We start from the raw sequence: 17,195 nt of genomic DNA, 5'->3' as shown, positions 1-17,195 counted from the left end.
ACCGGGACCGGCGCCCCGCGCCGACTCAGGACAGCGGATGCGAAGTCCGGCCCGACGCGTCGTCGATCTCGTCGTGCGCCTTGGTCAGCAGGCTCATCGCGAGTTCGTTGAGCGCTCTGGCTCCTGCGATCTCCTCGCCGACCCTCGGCTGCTGGGAGTCGGAGGGGTGACGGCTGGCGTATCCGTGCGCACGGACCTCGTTCCCGTCGGGAAGCCGTACGAGGGCGGCGGCGCGGGTGCGGTGGTTGTCTTCCTCGAATTCCAGCTCGATGTGCCATCCGACTGCGGTCTTCATCATGGGATTCACCTCCAGGACCTTCTCCCAGGGTGCGCCCGTTCCCGCGCCGGCGCTCGGTGTGCGGGGCCGGTGTCCCGGCTACCCGGCGGCCACCGGCAGGACCAGTCCCCATGCCCCCGCCCGCACCGTCCACGTCCTCGTCCGGACCGGTCCGCCGACCTCGGTGTCCGCCCGGTAGCGGAAGTCCGCGCCGGACACCGTGACCGCCTTCGCCTCCGCCGTCACCGGATCGCCCGTCGCGGTCCGGACGACCACGTCCGCGAGGCCGCCGTCGCCGCCCTGCGAGGTCACCGTCACCGATTCGACGGGGCTGTCCAGATCGTTCAGCATCACGCCGTCCGCCTCGACCCGCAACCGATGGGCGCGCAGCGCGGTGGACGGGGCGGGCGGCGCGGGGCGGACCAGCGTGCGGACCAGCGAGCGACAGGTGTCCCAGACCGCCGTGACACCTGTGTGCGCGGCCGCGGCACCCGGCACCGTGGGCAGTGCGGGGATGCGCAGGGCCCCCAGGACGACACCGTCGCTGTCGTCGACCAGCAGATCGAGCCGGCGTACGACCCCGTCCAGCGCGGCGCGTGCCGCGGCCACCGCACCCATGGGCACGCCGAGCGAATGCGCGAGTTCCAGCGCCGCCGCCGTGCCCACCGGGACCAGCGCCAGCGCCACGCCGGACAGCTCCCGCTCCCGGTGCAGCAGCGTTACGGCGCGCAGCAGCGCCCGGTCGTCACCGATGACCACCGGCCGCCGACCACCCCGTCGGGACAGGGCCCGGGCGAACTCCTCCGGCCCGTCCGGGAGGCAGATCTTGGCGTGCGAACCGGCGCTCAGCACGTCCTTCGCGATCCGGACGGACTCGCCGTCGGTCCGGCGGGCGACCGGGTCGATCACCACCAGCAGTTGGTGCGCACCGTTGCCGGGGGGCTGGGCAGCCGACACCTCGGTCCTTCCTCGGGTAGCATCTTGGTGCAAGAGCCCCTTGCGCTATTGCGCCAGGGGCTTCGTCTATTCCGGGGCACCCGGTTCGACGGTTCAGGCTTCGTCGTACATCGTCGTACGGCGTGTACGACGCGTTCGTACGCCCCCTGACCTTGGACATGCCCCGCCCGGAAGGGGTGTACGCCTGTGCCCGCACTTGTGCTGCTCGGTGCTCAGTGGGGTGACGAGGGCAAGGGAAAGGCCACCGACCTCCTCGGTGGATCCGTGGACTATGTGGTGCGTTACCAGGGCGGCAACAATGCCGGCCACACGGTGGTCGTCGGCGACCAGAAGTACGCACTTCATCTCCTCCCCTCCGGAATCCTTTCACCGGGGTGTACCCCGGTCATCGGTAACGGTGTCGTCATCGACCCGGCGGTCCTGCTCTCCGAGCTGAGTGGGCTGAACGATCGCGGCGTGGACACGTCCAAGCTGCTGATCAGCGGTAATGCCCATTTGATCACTCCGTACAACGTCACGATCGACAAGGTGACGGAGCGGTTCCTCGGGAAGCGCAAGATCGGCACGACCGGCCGCGGTATCGGCCCGACGTACGCCGACAAGATCAACCGGGTCGGCATCCGTGTCCAGGACCTCTACGACGAGTCGATCCTGGAGCAGAAGGTCGAAGCGGCCCTGGAGCAGAAGAACCAGCTCCTCGCCAAGGTCTTCAACCGGCGCGCCATCGAGGCCGGCAAGATCGTCGAGGAGATGCTCCAGTACGCCGATCAGATCAAGCCGTACGTCGCGGACACGACGCTGCTCCTGAACGACGCCATCGACGCGGGCAAGGTCGTCCTCTTCGAGGGCGGACAGGGCACGCTGCTCGACGTCGACCACGGCACGTACCCCTTCGTCACCTCGTCGAACCCGACCGCGGGCGGCGCCTGCACCGGTGCCGGCGTGGGCCCGACGAAGATCAGCCGGGTGATCGGCATCCTCAAGGCGTACACCACGCGTGTCGGCGCCGGCCCGTTCCCGACGGAGCTGCTCGACGAGGACGGCGAGGCGCTGCGCCGGATCGGTGGCGAGCGCGGTGTCACCACCGGCCGTGACCGTCGCTGCGGCTGGTTCGACGCGGTGATCGCGCGGTATGCGACCCGGGTCAACGGTCTCACCGACTTCTTCCTCACCAAGCTGGACGTGCTGACCGGCTGGGAGCAGATCCCGGTGTGTGTCGCGTACGAGATCGACGGCAAGCGGGTCGAGGAACTCCCGTACAGCCAGACCGACTTCCATCACGCGAAGCCGATCTACGAGATGCTGCCGGGATGGTCCGAGGACATCACGAAGGCCAAGACGTTCAGCGATCTGCCGAAGAACGCGCAGGCGTACGTGAAGGCCCTGGAGGAGATGTCCGGCGCCCCGATCTCCGCGATCGGTGTCGGCCCCGGCCGCACCGAGACCATCGAGATCAACTCCTTCCTGTAGGGCGGGACAAGCGGAGGGGGCCGGGGCTGCGCAGCCCCGGCCCCCTCCGCGCGTTCACTCCTCCCCGCAGATCCGCAGCCCCTTCGGCGTCGCGCACGGCAGATGTCCGTGCGTGCGGATGACGTCCTGGCCGTTGCCGCGGCTCAGGTAGCCCAGGAAGCTGGAGGCCAGCGAGTCGGCGGGCGGCTGGCCGTAGGTGTAGGCGTACTCGATCTCCCGGTACGGGTAGCTGCTGGAGCCGATCGTGTCGACGGACGGAACGGTGGAGTCGATGGCGAGCTGGTGCGCCCCCTTCAGCGCGGTCCCGGCGCGCAGTTCGCTGTAGCCGATCGCGCCGGGGAGCCGGCCGACGGTGGCCAGGACCTGGTCGGTGGAGTCGAGTTCGCAGCGCACGACCCGGGCCTCGGGGTCGTCCTTGGTGGCGCAGTCGCGGGAGGACTGGGCGGGTTCGTTGTGGCCGAGGACGCGTCGCTGGAATACCTCTCGGGTACCGGAGTTGGCGTCGCGGCTGACCAGGAGCACGGGCAGGTCGGGTCCGCCGAGCGTCTTCCAGTTGCGGATGTCGCCCCGGTAGATCTTCCGGACGGTGGCCAGGGAGAGGTTCTTGACGGGCACCCGGTCGTTGACGACGAGGTGGAAGAGCGAGACCGCGACCCGGTTCTCCCGCAGCTGCGGGTAGCCGTCCGGTTTGGGACCGTCGGAGAGGGCGATCAGTGCGGGGGAGCCGGACGTCCCGGACGCGGCGCCCCGGTCGGCGAGTTCCCGTATCCCGGCGTTGCTGCCGTGCGCGTCCACGGTGACGGTGGAGCCCTCGCACTCCTTCTGGTACTTCTCCGCCAGCTCCCGCACGACCGGTTCGAACGCGGTGGAGCCGGTCACCGTCAGGGCGCCCCGGGCACAGCCCATCGGGGGCGGGGTCCCGTCGCGGACCAGGATGATCGAGGCGAGGGTGACGACGCAGACGGTCAGTGCCACGGTGATGAGGCGGGCGGCGCGGCCGAACAGCGGCGGCTTCTCGTCGGGGCGGGCGGCGCTGTTCGGCGTCACCTCGCCGTCCCGGATGCCGCCGGTGATCCGGATGGGGCCGCCCACGTTCGCGCCGGTGAGCAGCACGAGCAGCTTGAAGTGCTCATGGCGGTTGAGGGGGACGCGCGGCAGCCGGATGAGGGGGCCGCTGTGGCGCATCCCGCCCGCCGGGGTGAAGTGCTCCATCAGGTGGTCGGCGCCGGGCGACTGGGTGACCGCGATGCCGCGGACGGTGCGGCCGGTGAACTCGACGGTCAGCCCGTGCAGTTCACGTCCGGTGTAGTCGTTGTCGGCGATGGACTGGGAGCCGTCGTTCTCGATACGCAGCAGGACGAGCGTGGCATCGGCCATGCCCGGTGTCTCGCTGAAGAGCCCGAGCCGCACATTGGCGCGGCCCTGGCTGACGTCGCTGCCGATCGGGGTGTCCATCTGGACCCGGTAGCCGATGCGCTTGCGGCGGGGTACGCGGCGTTCGTACCAGAGCACCCCTGCGGAGGCCAGGACACCCAGCACGGCGGTGAACACGGCCACGATGTTCTCGGCGCTGAACCACTCCACGGCTTCCTCGCCCTCGGTCTGCAGTTCGGTTCACCGTATGTACGCAGGAGGGGATTCGGGGGTGACAGGTGGGTCCCTTCGGCTGACGTTCGCCCGCTGTTCGCCGGGCGAGGGGGCGGGGGCCGGTCCGGGCCCTGTTTCGCATGCTGGACGGAGTACGAAGCAAATCCCGGGTAGATCAAGAGAATTGAGCGATGATCCGGATGCTTTCCCTCCGGAATTCCCCCTGTTGAAGCCGCGTGCGGGGGTGTGAGGTGCTGCGGGTGTGTGCCCGAACGCCCCGGCGGGAGTGGTTTCTTGCGTTGGTCTAGACCTTGACAGGTACATACCAGCGCCGCTTGAGTGAGGTTCACCCCCCATGGCGGCGCACCGGCGAGTCTGGTGCGCCGCGCCTAAGGAGTGATCACATGATCAAACGCATCATGGGCCTTCTGGCCGCGCTGGGCGCGGTCGTCGCGATGGCTGTCTTCCTCCCCGCCTCCACGGCCTCGGCAGCGGAGTGCGCGACACCCTGGAACGCCTCGTCCGTCTACTGGGGCGGCGGAGCCGCCTCGTACAACGGGCACAACTGGACCGCGAAGTGGTGGACCCAGAACGAGCGGCCGGGCACTGCCGATGTCTGGGCGGACCAGGGCAGTTGCGGCAGCGGCGGCGGCACGGATCCGGGTACGCCGTCGGGCTTCGTCGTCAGCGAGGCGCAGTTCAACCAGATGTTCCCGAACCGGAACCCCTTCTACACGTACAGCGGGCTGACGGCGGCTCTGAGCGCCTACCCGGGCTTCGCGAACACCGGCAGCGACACGGTCAAGCGCCAGGAGGCGGCGGCGTTCCTCGCCAACGTCAGCCATGAGACGGGCGGCCTGGTGTACATCGTCGAGCAGAACACGGCCAACTATCCGCACTACTGCGACACCAGCCAGTCCTACGGCTGCCCGGCCGGCACGGCCGCGTACTACGGCCGTGGCCCGATCCAGCTCAGCTGGAACTTCAACTACAAGGCCGCGGGCGACGCGCTCGGCATCGACCTGCTGGGCAACCCCTACCTGGTCGAGCAGAACGCGTCCGTGGCCTGGAAGACCGGGCTCTGGTACTGGAACACCCAGAGCGGTCCGGGCACCATGACCCCGCACAACGCCATGGTCAACAGCGCCGGCTTCGGCGAGACCATCCGCTCGATCAACGGGTCCCTGGAGTGCAACGGCGGCAACCCGGCCCAGGTGCAGAGCCGTGTCGACAAGTACCTGGCCTTCGTCCAGATCCTCGGCACCACGCCCGGTTCGAACCTGAGCTGCTGAGCCGCCGAGTCATTGATCCACAGCATGTGGACAGCCGCCCGGCGGGGGCGTTCCCCCGCCGGGCGCGCCGTGGACGGCCGTCTCAGAGCAGCGGCTTCACGGACATCAGGAGATGCCGGTGCGTCGGGCGGACCGCGGCGCTTCCCGCCGGATCCGCCGCCGTCACTTCCGCAGGGTCCTCCCCGGCCGTCCTGCCGGTGATCATCGCGCGCTGACCGGGGCCCATCAGGCGGAACTGGACGGCCGGTGTGTCGAACGAGGCCAAAGCATCCATCAGGTAGGACGGGTTGAACGCGACCGTCAGGTCATCGGTGCCCTCCAGGACGGCCGGCAGTCTCTGGGACGCGACATCGTCCTCGTAACCGGCCTGGAGCAGCACCGAGCCGCCGGAGAAGGTCAGATGGAGCGGGCTGCCGCCGTCGGCGACGACGGCCACGCGCCTGACCGCCTCGACCAGAGGTGCCCGGTCCGTCACCGCGGTCATCGGATCCGCCATCGTGAACAGCTTGTCGTGGCGCGGGAGCCGGCCGTCCAGGAGCCGGACCGTGGTGCGCATGCCGGAGAGCTCGAAGCCCACCGAGCCGGCGTCCAGGGCCACGCGGACCATGCCGGAGCGGCCGAAGGAGCGGGCGATCTCCGACAGACGGCGGGCCGACACCACGACATCGGCCGAGACGTCCGCGGTCTCCGGCTTCCACGCGAGCGTGCGCACGGCGAAGCGGTACCGGTCGGTGGCGGCGAGCGTCATCGTGTCGCCGTCGAGGACGAGGCGGATCCCGGTGAGGGTCGGCAGCGTGTCGTCCCGGCCCGCGGCCACCGTCACATGGGCGACGGCCGCGGCGAACTCCTCCGAGTCGACGGCCCCGCACACCTCGGGCAGTGGCGGCAGCGCAGGATGGTCGTCGAGCGGCAGGACCGACAGGCCGAACCTGGCATCCCGCGCGGCCACCGAGAACCGCGAACCCTCGACCGCGCACTCCACAGCACCCTCGGGCAGCACCCTGCACACGTCGAGCAGACGCTTCCCCATGACCAGGGCCGTGCCGGCCCGTACGGTCTCCGCCTCCACCTCGATGCACGCGGACGCCTCGTAGTCGAGGCCCGAGATCCGCAACCGCCCGCCGCTGTCCGCCTCCAGCCGCAGCCCGCCGAGCACGGGTACGGGCGACCGTGTGGGCAGCACCCGCGCCGCCCAGGCCACGGCATCGGTCAGTGCGCTGCGCTCGATCCGGAACTCCATGGCGGGTGGCCCTTCTCCGTCGGGTCTGGTGATGACCCGACGTTAGGCGGCGCCACTGACAACCGGCCCCGGACCGGTGCGGCCGACGACAGCGACCACCCCCGTGGGCCGCTGCCGCCGTGCCTCCCCGTCGCCCCCTCGTCCCCCGAGTTCCGGGCGGACGTGTTCCCCCGATGCGCCCGGAATACGTCTGGGACTCTAGGACGGCGGGTGCACGGCAGGGAGATTCAATCCGCACCGTGTGGGCGCCACGGAGGTATCAGTCCGCACAGTCACACCGGGTACCCTTCACTCCGCTTTCTCTGCGGGTGACGGACGGGTACGGAGCGGGGGGACCGGTGCGAGCGGAAGAACGTGCCGACGACGTACTGCGGATGCACAGCCTGGCCCGCGTCGGCGGGGCGCAGGAGCTGCTGCGGTGGGTGTCGGGACGGGCCGGCGGTTGGGCAGGACTGCTCGACGGCGACGGTACCGTCCTGCGCGGCGCCGCCCGGACCCCGGACCCCACCTGCGCCGCGGCCCTCGCGCTGGCCGTCGAGGGCGCGCGGGAGCTGACGGCCCTCGGCGCCCGCTCGTTCGCCCTCGACAAAGGGCCGGACACCGCGCTGCTCTTCCCTCTCGACGGACCGTCGGACGCCCCCGCCCCGATCCTCGCCGTCGTCGCACGCCGGCCGCTGCCGGACGGACTCGCCGCGCTCCTCGCCGACGTGGCGATGCCCCTGTCCATGTGCTGGGCGGCCGAAACGGTCGAACGCAAGCGCCGCCGCGTCGACCTCGCGGAGTCCCGCAGCCGCGAAGCGGTGCTGCATCTGCTGATGACCGGTCAGCTCTCCATCGCCCACCAGGTGGCGGGCGCCCTGAAGCCCACTCTGCCGGACCCCGTCCGGGTGTACGTGGTGGAGTGCCCGGCCGGCCGGCGGGACGAGGTGGCGCGGGTGTGCGCGGGTGTCTCGGGCGGCCGGTCCTGGATCGTGCGGTGCCCGGTGTACGCGCGCCATCTGATCCTTGTCGTGCCCGCCGGCCCGGACGGCACCGAACCGCAGCTCGGCCCGGACATCGCCGCCGCGGTGGGCGAGTGCGTCGTGGGCGTGAGCGAGGACGTGCCGCTGTGCGACACGGCGACCGGATACCGGCAGGCGTTCCACGCCCTGGCCGTGGCGCGCGGACTGCCCGTCCGGCATGCGCGGTTCGGGTCCGCACCGGAACCGGCCCTGGTCGTCGGTGCCGCGGGCGCACGGTGGGCCGACGCCCTGCTGGCACCACTGCTCACCCATCTGCCGCGCCGCAGCCAGGACCCCGGCAGCCAGGAACTGGCGGCGACCCTCGCCTCGTGGCTCGCGTTCTCGACGCATGCGACGCAGCACCTGAAGATCCACCGCAACACCCTTGCCGCACGGCTGCGGTTGATCGGGGAGCTGCTCGGTCTGGACCTCGGCAGGGTCGCCGACCAGGCCGCGCTCGACCTGGCCCTGCGCATCCGTGCCACCCCCGCCCTCGCTCACCGGAGCGCCCCGGGGCCCGCTGAGGCCACCCCGCACCCGGCGGCGCCCGGCTCCCTGGACGGGATCCTGCGCCGCCCCGCCGTACGGGAGTGGGCGGCCCAGGAGCTGCAGCCGCTCGGTGCGGCGGGCGCCACGGCCGAGACCACCCTGCGCGCCTGGCTGCGGTGCGAGACGCAACTCGGCCCGACCGCTGCCGCGTTGGGCATCTCCGTGCCGGGCGCCCGCAAGCGCCTCACACGGCTCGAAGCCGTGCTCCAGCGCTCACTGCTGCGTACCCCGAGTGCGCGGTACGACCTGTGGCTGGCCTTCCGTGCGCTGGAGACCGGTCCCGGCCCGGGGCATGAGTAGGCCCCGGATCACGAGTGGCGGCGCAGGCCCGTTCAGCCGGACTTCGTGTACGTGAGGTGCTCGCCGGTCTCCGTGATCTCGCGGCGCAGCGTGCCGTCCGGGAGCAGGGTCAGGGTGGTGGCCTTGCCCGGGGTGCAGGACGACATGGGTTCGCCGAGCGTCACGGTGGAGGGGCCGATGCCGATCGGTCCGCCGGGGGACGGCTCCGCTGTCAGGTCCGCCTGGAAGACGCAGCGGTAGGTGCCGCCGGTGTCCATCGGTCCCTTCGCCGTGAGGGTGAGGACGGTCTGGCCGACCTCGCCCTGCTGGATCACGAGTTCGCGGGTGGAGTGGCCGGAGGCGTTGTCGATGCCGGCGGACCAGGTGCCCAGGTAGGCCTCGGGGATCGGTCCGTCGCCGTTCTTCGGCTCGTCGCCGGGTGACGGGTCGGCGGAGGACGGCGAACCCTCGGGGGAGGGGGAGGCCGACGGACCGGATGAGCCGGAGGGGGAGGCGGTGGCGGCCGGGCCGTGCTTCGTCCCGTCGTCGCTCATGAGCGCGTACACCGAGCCGCCCGCACCGATCGCGACGAGCACCGCGACCGCGACGAGGGCGACGGTCGAGCCCGCACTGCGCTTCGGCGTGGGCGCGGGCTGCGGGGGTGCGACGACGGTGGGGTGGACCGGGCCGTACGGGGGCATGGGCCCGAAACCGGGGAGGCGCGGTGGGTGCCCGTATCCCTGACCGGGGTGTGGCTGGGCGGGCAGCTGCGGATAGCCGTACCCGGGGACGGGCAGCGGCGGCCCGAACCCGGGGACCGGGGCCTGGGGCGGAGCCGGAGCGGGGGCCTGGAGCTGGGCCTGAGCCGGAGCGGGGACCGGGACGCCGATCATCGTGGGGAGCGTGTGGACCTCGCCGGGAGCACGGTCCACGGGCGGTTGCGGGTCGCCCGCGGGCAGTACCGCGTCCTGGGGCCGGTCGGCTCCGGCCACGGGCGGTTGCGGGTCGCCCGCGGGCGGTACCGCGTCCTGGGGCCCGTCGGTTCCAGCCATGGGTGGTTGCGGGTCGCCCGCGGGTGGTGTCGCGTCCTGGGGCCCGTCGGTTCCAGCCATGGGTGGTTGCGGGTCGCCCGCGGGCGGTACCGCGTCCTGGGGCCCGTCGGCCCCGTCCACCTTCTCCAGGGCCTGCGCATCCTGCTGGCCCGTGGGCCGCTCGCGCTCCTCCTCCGGGTCCTCGGAGTCCAGCAACTCCACTGCATGGCGTCCCAGTTGGGCTATCAGTGCGCCCGGCAGCCACGGCTCGGCCACCTCACCCTCCACCAGCCGCTCCAGGATCGCGTCCGTGGTCGGCCGGGCCGCAGGGTCCTTGAGGAGACAGTCGCGGACGAGGTCGGCCAGATCCGCCGGGACACCGGTCAGATCGGGGTCCTCCTGCGCGATCCGGAACAGCACGGCATGGACCTCGTTGTCCGCCGCGCTGAACGGAAGCCGGCCCGTCGACGCGTACGCCAGCACCGAGCCGAGGCAGAACACGTCGCACGCCGGGGTCACCCGCTCGCCCCGCACCTGCTCCGGCGCCATGAAACCGGGCGAACCGACCAGCGATCCGGTGCGGGTGAGACCTCCGTCGGTGACGGTGTCGAGTGCCCGGGCTATACCGAAGTCGATCACCCGTGGGCCGTCGATCGTCAGCAGGATGTTGGACGGCTTGAGGTCGCGGTGGATGAGCCCGGCGGAGTGGATGCCCTGCAGTGCGCGGGCCAGCCCGGCCCCCAGGATGTGGACCGAACGCCCGGGCAGCGGACCGTACGCCCCCGGTCCGGCCCCGCGCCCGGAGACGGTGGCCTGGAGTGAGGGCCCGGCGACGTACCCGGTCGCGACCCATGGCACGGCTGCCTCGGTGTCGGCGTCGAGCACGGGGGCCGTCCAGTCCGAGCCCACCTGGCGGGCGGCCTGCACCTCCTGGCGGAAGCGCTCGCGGAACTCCTGCTGTTCGGCGAGCTCCGCGCGTACCAGCTTGATCGCGACCGTACGGCCACGGTCGGAACGGGCCAGATACACCTGCCCCATGCCGCCCGCGCCCAGCCGTCCCAGCAGGCGGTACGCGCCGATGCGCTGCGGATCGCCGGACCCGAGCTTGTCCATGGTGTGCAGTCCTCCCCCCGCCCGGCGACCCACCGCCGATGCGGCATGAGAATAGCGCCCGGCGGCCATTGCGGCAGGTCCGGCGGTCGGGACCGGCCACCGCCCGGGCCGGCGACCGTCCCCACCGCCCCGGCAGGCGTTTCCCGCACCCGTGCCCCGTACTTCACCACTCCGAAAATCCCGCACTCCCGCCGCCGACCCGACACCCTGCCCACCAAAGCGCCCCACGCCATACAACGTGGCCATGTCGAGGCGCTCGTCGCACGACCTACGCTCGCGGCATGACCCCTCATGCCTCCCATGGATCCCACGCTCCGCAGGTCGACTCCGCGGCCGGTGCGGCCGTGAAGGCCGCCGACCGTGCGCACGTGTTCCACTCCTGGTCCGCCCAGGGCCTGATCGACCCGCTCGCCGTCGCCGGCGCCGAGGGGGCGTACTTCTGGGACTACGACGGCAACCGCTACCTCGACTTCACCAGCGGTCTCGTCTTCACCAACATCGGCTATCAGCACCCCACCGTCGTCGCCGCGATCCAGGAGCAGGCGGGCAAGCTCGCCACCTTCGCCCCCGCGTTCGCGATCGAGGCCCGCTCCGAGGCCGCACGCCTCATCGCCGAGCGGACCCCCGGCGACCTGGACAAGATCTTCTTCACCAACGGCGGCGCCGAGGCCGTCGAGAACGCCGTCCGGATGGCCCGGCTGCACACCGGCCGTACGAAGGTGCTCTCCGCCTACCGCTCGTACCACGGCGCCACCTCGACGGCCATCAACCTGACCGGCGACCCGCGACGCTGGCCGTCCGACCAGGGGTCGGCGGGTGTCGTCCGGTTCTGGGCCCCGTTCCTGTACCGCTCGCCGTTCCACGCCGAGACCGAGGCCGAGGAGTGCGCCCGCGCCCTCCAGCACCTGGAGGACACCCTCGCCTTCGAGGGTCCCGCCACCATCGCAGCGATCATCCTGGAGACGATCCCCGGCACGGCGGGCATCATGACGCCGCCGCCCGGCTACCTCGCGGGCGTCCGGGAGATCTGCGACCGGTACGGCATCGTCTTCGTCCTCGACGAGGTGATGGCCGGGTTCGGGCGCACCGGCAAGTGGTTCGCCGCCGAACACTTCGACGTCACGCCCGACCTGATGACCTTCGCCAAGGGCGTCAACTCGGGCTACGTACCGCTCGGCGGCGTCGCGATCTCCGCGGAGATCGCCGCCACCTTCGAGACCCGCCCCTACCCGGGCGGACTCACCTACTCCGGTCATCCGCTGGCCTGCGCCGCCGCCGTCGCCACGATCGGTGTGATGGAGGACGAGAAGGTCGTCGAGCACGCGGCCCACATCGGCGAGACCGTCCTCGGCCCCGGCCTGCGCGACCTCGCGGAACGCCATCCGTCGGTCGGCGAGGTGCGCGGCGTCGGTGCTTTCTGGGCGCTGGACCTGGTCCGCAACAAGGAGACCCGCGAGCCGCTCGTCCCGTACAACGCGGCGGGCGAGGCCAACGCGCCGATGGCGGCCTTCGGCGCGGCGTGCAAGAAGAACGGCCTGTGGCCCTTCATCAACATGAACCGCACCCACGCCGTCCCGGCCTGCAACGTCACGGAGGCCGAGGCCAAGGAGGGGCTGGCGGCACTGGACGCGGCCCTGTCGGTGGCGGACGAGCACACCGTCTGACGCGCCCGTCCGGCGCGATCCGTACGCATTCCGTACGGCGCCCCTCCCCGTGCCCGGAACCGGGCACACCGGTCCTGGCTTATGGTGAACCGGAGCCGGCAAGGGAGGGGCGCCATGCGCGCGAGCGGAACTGTGACCCGCAGTACGCTGCGGCAGCAGATCGCGGACGCGCTGCGTGACGAGGTGCTTGCGGGGCGTCTCCAGCAGGGGCGGGAGTTCACCGTCAAGCAGATCGCCGAGCAGTACGGGGTCTCCGCGACGCCCGTCCGGGAGGCGCTCTTCGACCTCTCCGCGCAGGGCCTGCTGGAATCCGACCAGCACCGCGGTTTCCGGGTGCACGAGTTCACCGTGGACGACTACCGGGCGATGGTCGAGGCCCGCACCCTGGTCATGGACGGAGTCATCCGCGGGATCTTCTCCGGAACCGCCGACTCGCGTGTCCGGGCGGCGAAGTACCGCGAGTCGCTGGTTTCCGTGCGCCGCAGGGCCGATGAGGCCGCACGGGCGGCGCGCTGCGGCGACCTCGACATCCTCATCGGTTACGACCTGCGTTTCTGGCGCGAACTCGGCGCGCTCGTCGGCAACACGTACATCACGGACTTCCTGCACCGGCTGCGTGTCCAGTCCTGGGTTTTCGCCGTGCCGTATCTGCGCAGGGACGCGGACGCACGGGACCGCCTCTGGGACGGCCACCCTGCCCTGGTCGCGGCGATCACGCTCGGCGAGCACGACGCGGTGCGCGCGGCGATCGACGACTTCAACTCCCACGCGCTGAAGTGGGCGGACCGGCTCGCGGCGGGTGATCCGGAGCACCACGGGAAGCCGAAGGCGCAGTAGGACACGCCCGCCCGGCGGCGAGGCGTCGCGATCCGTCCACGGAGGGACCACTGTGCGCAACGTCCCGATCGCATTACGCTGTCCCGACCATCGCGCGCATCCTTGTGAGAGCCCCTTGCGAGAACCGTTGCGCACCCGTCGGAGAGCGAGACTTCGTGGCCTGTGACCTGTGGCTGGTCCCCCTCGTCGATGTGCTGTGCCACAGCCCCGACAATCCCTTCGCCGAAGAGATAGCCATCTACGACAAGGCGCTGAGCGACGCCGGACTGCCGGCCGTGCCCGTCTACGCCTATATGCCGGGACTGACCGGCGACGTGGCCCCGGTCGCGGGCTTCGACTACGACGCACTGCACTTCCTGCGCCGGGCCTATCTGCTCCAGCTGAGCGGACTCGCCGTCACACCCGTCGACGAACTGGGCGGAGACTACGAGCAGTTGCTGGAGATGTTCGAGCCGACGGCGCAGCAGTCCCATCTGGTCTGGCACTACGACCATGCGGGGGCCTACGTCCCCGTGGACTTCCCCTCCCCGCTCTCCAACGATCAGCTGCTGGAGGGCGGCGGTCCGCTGGGTTCGTCGCACGGTCTGCTGCGGGAGCTGGAGTTCGTCGCCCCTTCCATCGGCATCGACCCGGCGAACCCGCCGGCCGCCCCGGCCCCGCCCGCCGCACCGACCTCCCTGGAGGAGCCGGCGGGCCCGATTCCGTACGACGACAGTCCGTTCGCCCGGGAACGGCACGTCTGGCTGGGCCTGCATGCGGCGGTGACCCGCAGTCTCGCCCAAGGCTCAATGATCATCTTCAGCTGACCCGACGACCGTCCCCCGTCCCCGGAGCCACCGACCGCAACCCGCCGATCGCCGGTCGAAGATCACCGGTCGGTGGTCAACGGGGTGGCTCCGGGGGCCGCTGCCGCGGCATGTTCGGCCGGGCCATGGACTGGATCGGGAACCGTCCCGGGGGCGCCCACTGCTCCGTACGCCCCCCGGCCCCGCTGCCCGACACCAGCGCCTGCATCCCCATCGGCGCCGGCCCCGCCCGGAACTCCACCATCCAGTCGGCGGTCTCGGACCGCACCAGCTCCGTGATGTCCTCCGAGAACCGCCTCAGCACCCCCAGGCACCGCTCCGCCGCCTCGCTCGCCGTCCCCTCGGTCGGCCCGAGCACCTCCCGGATGCACTCCGCCGCCCAGTCGAACTGCAGCACCTGAAGGCGCCGCTGTACCGCCTGGGCCGTGGCGAGGTTCCTTATCCAGCCGGAGGTCAGGCCGAAGAACCGGTCGCAGGCCATGCATGCGGCGCCCAGCAGCAGCGACAGATAGCCCCAGCCGGCCGCGCCGTCCAGCGCCTCCGTCAGATCGAGCAGCGGCAGCGCGGCGCCCGCGACGACCCCGAACGCCGTGCCGATCCGCAGCGCCCGTGCACCGCGCCGCTTCCACACCCGGTCGGCCAGGTACCAGCGGGCGGTGCGCAGCGCGTCGGCCTCGACCCAGCGGTAGAGCTCGTCGAGGCGCTCGGCGGGTTCGCCCCAGTCGCCGAGCGGGAACGGCTGGCCGGTCAGGTCCCGGCCCTGCGCAGCGGACCCGGGCCCCTGGCCCGACCCGGACTCCGGTCCCTGGCCGGGATCCGACCCCTGACCCGCACCCGACCCCAGGCCGGTCCCCGGACCCGGTCCCTGGCCGGAGCCCGGGCCCGAGCCCGGCGGAACGGCCGAACCTGGCGTACCGGGCTCGTTGCGGGGCGCCCCCTCGGGCTGCATCTCCGGCTGACTCACCGGGGCACTCCTCTGCACTCTGCATATCGACGCGCCAACGCGTGCTCCGACGCGTGCGTTCGATTGCGGGCGGAATTTCGACGTGGCCGGCCGTCGCGCTTTCGTCACCATGCGTGACGGACGGTGCACATGTGCGTACTGATGCGCATGCCCTTCCTACCGCCGAATGGTGGGGCGTGGGGGCGAAATCGCGGTATTCCTGGGTGTGCATGCCCTGTGATCAGGTATAGGACTCGTGCCCCTGTTGACCGGATCTCACCCGAAAGGGTTGCTTGCCAGTGGGTGGGGCGAGGTGACCGGTGACCACGTAGGCTCGGCATACCGAAACATTTGTCGTCGAAATGCCAGGAGTGACCGTGATTCCCGGTGGTGGCCAGCCCAATATGCAGCAGCTGCTGCAGCAGGCCCAGAAGATGCAGCAGGACCTCGCCCAGGCCCAGGAGGAGCTGGCGAGGACCGAGATCGAGGGGCAGGCGGGTGGCGGTCTGGTGAAGGCCACCGTGACCGGCTCCGGCGAGCTCCGCGCCCTGGTGATCGACCCGAAGGCCGTCGATCCGGAGGACACCGAGACGCTCGCCGACCTCGTCGTCGCCGCAGTCCAGGCGGCGAACGAGAACGCGCAGCAGCTTCAGCAGCAGAAGCTGGGCCCGCTGGCCCAGGGGCTGGGCGGCATGCCCGGTCTGCCCTTCTGATCCGTCGGCACACCAACTACCGTACCTACCACGACCCCGGCGGCAGCAGCAGCCGCGGGCCCCGGCCCAGGAAGGCGTTCCGTTGTACGAAGGCGTGGTTCAGGACCTCATCGACGAACTGGGCAGGCTGCCCGGCGTCGGTCCCAAGAGCGCGCAGCGGATCGCCTTCCACATCCTGCAGGCCGAGCCCACCGACGTGCGCCGCCTCGCCCATGCCCTCCTGGAGGTCAAGGACAAGGTCCGGTTCTGCGCGGTGTGCGGCAACGTCGCGCAGGAGGAGCAGTGCGGGATCTGCCGTGACGCGCGCCGCGACCGGACGGTGATCTGCGTGGTCGAGGAGCCGAAGGACGTCGTGGCGATCGAGCGGACCCGCGAGTTCCGTGGCCGCTACCACGTGCTCGGCGGGGCGATCAGCCCGATCGAGGGCGTCGGCCCGGACGATCTGCGGATCCGTGAGCTGCTGGCGCGGCTCGCCGACGGTTCCGTCACGGAGCTCATCCTGGCCACCGACCCCAACCTGGAGGGCGAGGCCACCGCGACGTACCTGGCGCGGATGATCAAGCCGATGGGCCTGCGGGTGACCCGGCTGGCCAGCGGGCTGCCGGTCGGCGGCGACCTGGAGTACGCGGACGAGGTCACCCTCGGCCGCGCGTTCGAGGGGAGGCGACTGCTCGATGTGTAGCACCCGCAAGGCCACGTCTCACGGCCGCTTTACGTTCGGCGACGCTATGTTCTACCCACCGTTCGCGACCGTGCCCACGGGAGGTCCCCTCGATGTCTGACGCCACGCTGAACTCCGTCACGCAGGACCCGGACGACTTCGCCGTCCAGATCGCGGACCAGATCAAGACGTTCATTGTCGCCGTGACCGAGGTGTCCAAGGTCGACGAGCCGGAACAGGCCGTCCCGATCCTGCTCCTCCAGGTCTCCCAGCTGCTGCTGGCGGGCGGCAGGCTCGGTGCCTACGAGGACGTCCTCCCGGACGAGCGCTACGAGCCGGACCTGGGCGCCGAACCGGACGCGGACGGCCTGCGCGAGCGTTACGCGACGCTGCTGGAGCCGATCGACATCTACTCCGAGGTCTTCGACCCGTACGAGCCCCGCAAGGCACCGGTCCCCTGCCGCATCTCCGACGGCCTGGCGGACCTGGTCACGGACCTGCGCCACGGCCTGGCCCACTACGAGGCGGGCCGCACGACCGAGGCGCTGTGGTGGTGGCAGTTCTCGTACTTCTCCAACTGGGGCTCCACCGCCTCCGCGACCCTGCGCGCCATCCAGTCCCTGGTCGCCCACATCCGCCTGAACCAGCCCCTCCAGGAACTGGACGGCCTGGACACGGACCAGGACGCGGGCGAGGACGACCTGGCGGAGGAGGCGGGCCGGGTGATGGCGGAAGAGATCGCGGGACCGCTGGGCCTGCGCCCGGTGAAGTGAGC

At 71.3% G+C, this 17,195-nt stretch carries 15 protein-coding genes; 9 read left to right on the top strand and 6 right to left on the bottom strand.

Going from position 1 to position 17,195, the window contains the following annotated elements:
• Positions 1-25: 25 nt before the first annotated feature.
• Both OG878_RS18925 and OG878_RS18920 read right to left on the bottom strand, forming a co-directional pair.
• A complete protein-coding gene (locus OG878_RS18925; protein WP_277327513.1) occupies positions 26-298 on the bottom strand; it encodes a DUF1876 domain-containing protein in 273 nt (90 codons plus the stop codon).
• Positions 299-376: 78 nt separating this feature from the next.
• Entirely contained in the window at positions 377-1,234 is an 858-nt protein-coding gene (locus tag OG878_RS18920) for a diacylglycerol kinase (RefSeq protein WP_328887879.1), read from the bottom strand.
• 186 nt (positions 1,235-1,420) lie between these two features.
• Between OG878_RS18920 and OG878_RS18915 the strand changes: the two genes are divergently transcribed.
• Positions 1,421-2,704 (top strand): adenylosuccinate synthase, encoded by a 1,284-nt coding sequence (locus OG878_RS18915; protein WP_328887878.1) that lies wholly within the window; start codon positions 1,421-1,423, stop codon positions 2,702-2,704.
• Positions 2,705-2,758: 54 nt separating this feature from the next.
• Here OG878_RS18915 and OG878_RS18910 read toward each other — a convergent pair whose 3' ends face one another.
• Positions 2,759-4,288, bottom strand: coding sequence for a substrate-binding domain-containing protein (locus OG878_RS18910; protein ID WP_328887877.1), 1,530 nt, complete (start codon positions 4,286-4,288; stop codon positions 2,759-2,761).
• 407 nt (positions 4,289-4,695) lie between these two features.
• Here OG878_RS18910 and OG878_RS18905 point away from each other — a divergent pair, with 407 nt between their 5' ends.
• Positions 4,696-5,583 (top strand): glycoside hydrolase family 19 protein, encoded by an 888-nt coding sequence (locus tag OG878_RS18905; protein WP_328887876.1) that lies wholly within the window; start codon positions 4,696-4,698, stop codon positions 5,581-5,583.
• Positions 5,584-5,665: 82 nt separating this feature from the next.
• On the opposite strand, the gene dnaN is transcribed toward OG878_RS18905, so the two are convergent.
• Entirely contained in the window at positions 5,666-6,823 is a 1,158-nt protein-coding gene (gene dnaN, locus OG878_RS18900) for a DNA polymerase III subunit beta (protein WP_328887875.1), read from the bottom strand.
• 374 nt (positions 6,824-7,197) lie between these two features.
• Between dnaN and OG878_RS18895 the strand changes: the two genes are divergently transcribed.
• Positions 7,198-8,673, top strand: a complete 1,476-nt coding sequence (locus OG878_RS18895) for a helix-turn-helix domain-containing protein (protein ID WP_328891296.1) — start codon at positions 7,198-7,200, stop codon at positions 8,671-8,673.
• Between the two features lie 32 nt (positions 8,674-8,705).
• On the opposite strand, the gene OG878_RS18890 is transcribed toward OG878_RS18895, so the two are convergent.
• Complete coding sequence (locus tag OG878_RS18890) at positions 8,706-10,796, bottom strand: serine/threonine-protein kinase (RefSeq protein ID WP_328887874.1); 2,091 nt, start codon at positions 10,794-10,796, stop codon at positions 8,706-8,708.
• A gap of 281 nt (positions 10,797-11,077) precedes the next feature.
• Here OG878_RS18890 and OG878_RS18885 point away from each other — a divergent pair, with 281 nt between their 5' ends.
• The 3 genes from OG878_RS18885 to OG878_RS18875 all read left to right on the top strand — a co-directional run bounded on the left by OG878_RS18885 (position 11,078) and on the right by OG878_RS18875 (position 14,103).
• Entirely contained in the window at positions 11,078-12,460 is a 1,383-nt protein-coding gene (locus OG878_RS18885; protein ID WP_328887873.1) for an aspartate aminotransferase family protein, read from the top strand.
• Positions 12,461-12,574: 114 nt separating this feature from the next.
• Complete coding sequence (locus OG878_RS18880) at positions 12,575-13,297, top strand: GntR family transcriptional regulator (RefSeq protein ID WP_328887872.1); 723 nt, start codon at positions 12,575-12,577, stop codon at positions 13,295-13,297.
• Between the two features lie 155 nt (positions 13,298-13,452).
• Positions 13,453-14,103 carry a hypothetical protein gene (locus OG878_RS18875; RefSeq protein WP_328887871.1) on the top strand — a complete coding sequence of 217 codons (651 nt, stop codon included), beginning with the start codon at positions 13,453-13,455 and terminating at the stop codon, positions 14,101-14,103.
• Between the two features lie 76 nt (positions 14,104-14,179).
• Here OG878_RS18875 and OG878_RS18870 read toward each other — a convergent pair whose 3' ends face one another.
• Entirely contained in the window at positions 14,180-15,052 is an 873-nt protein-coding gene (locus OG878_RS18870) for an SLATT domain-containing protein (protein ID WP_443049261.1), read from the bottom strand.
• Positions 15,053-15,423: 371 nt separating this feature from the next.
• On the opposite strand from OG878_RS18870, the gene OG878_RS18865 reads away from it, so the two are divergent.
• The 3 genes from OG878_RS18865 (at position 15,424) to OG878_RS18855 (ending at position 17,193) form a co-directional block, all read left to right on the top strand.
• Positions 15,424-15,759 (top strand): YbaB/EbfC family nucleoid-associated protein, encoded by a 336-nt coding sequence (locus tag OG878_RS18865; protein ID WP_328887869.1) that lies wholly within the window; start codon positions 15,424-15,426, stop codon positions 15,757-15,759.
• Positions 15,760-15,841: 82 nt separating this feature from the next.
• Positions 15,842-16,441 (top strand): recombination mediator RecR, encoded by a 600-nt coding sequence (recR, locus tag OG878_RS18860; protein ID WP_277327525.1) that lies wholly within the window; start codon positions 15,842-15,844, stop codon positions 16,439-16,441.
• A 92-nt stretch (positions 16,442-16,533) separates the two neighbouring features.
• Entirely contained in the window at positions 16,534-17,193 is a 660-nt protein-coding gene (locus OG878_RS18855) for a DUF5063 domain-containing protein (protein ID WP_328887868.1), read from the top strand.
• Positions 17,194-17,195: the final 2 nt, after the last annotated feature.

It is taken from the genome of Streptomyces sp. NBC_00316, from assembly GCF_036158715.1.
Classification (GTDB): Bacteria; Actinomycetota; Actinomycetes; order Streptomycetales; family Streptomycetaceae; genus Streptomyces.
Note: the sequence above shows the minus strand (reverse complement) of the source record. Positions and strands in the feature narration are given on the sequence as shown.